Genomic DNA, 675 nt, shown 5'->3' on the forward strand with positions numbered 1-675 from the left:
GGTGCAGCAGCTCGTCGATGAAGCGCAGGCATGGGCCGAAAGTTGGGGTGGTGCCGGTGCCGTCTGGGGGCTGCGCTATGACACCGACGAAAAAGGCTCCGGGGTGGTTGATGTGTTCATGTCGCCAGTCCGGGAACAACGGCACAAAAGCGGGAAGGCCAAGCCGGTTATGTCGTGTCGGAAGGCGAAGGAGGAGAAGTGGCCTCTGAACGTGCCCGAGAGCCTGATTTTAAAGACCTCGGGGGCTGCTATGCAGTCAGTTGGGCAAAGTTGGGCGCGGGAGAGGCTGGATCGCCGTCTAGAGCGCGGAAAACCGAAAAAAGAGACGGGTGCCGTTCATCAAAATGCTGACCTGTATGCCCGGATTGCCGAGCAGAAAGAGGCTGATCTTCGGAGGCGGGAAGAGGCTCTGGCAGAGCGGGAAGCGGCCTTTGCGGAACGGGAGCAGAAGGCGCAGGAGGTTCGGGCTGGCTCAAACCAGGTTGCTGCGGCATTCCGGGGCGGTGAGGTTCGCAGGGTTTGCCCGTCACCGAAAGTACCTGACCGGCTGGGGTGGTGGGCAGCCAAAGATATGCCAGAGGCACGACGTGAGGAGTTGCGGGCGGCATGGCGTTTAACTGCCCTGCCTGTGCGGGAGGCCTTGGCAGAGGTGTCCAGTGCTGCGCTGGCGGTTGA

At 61.9% G+C, this 675-nt stretch carries 1 protein-coding gene; it reads left to right on the forward strand.

The window, feature by feature from the left end:
- Positions 1–675: hypothetical protein (locus KP708_RS15445; protein ID WP_215757245.1), on the forward strand; the 675-nt coding region annotated here is incomplete at both ends.

This window comes from Gluconobacter sp. P5H9_a, from assembly GCF_018812085.1.
Taxonomy (GTDB): domain Bacteria; phylum Pseudomonadota; class Alphaproteobacteria; order Acetobacterales; family Acetobacteraceae; genus Gluconobacter.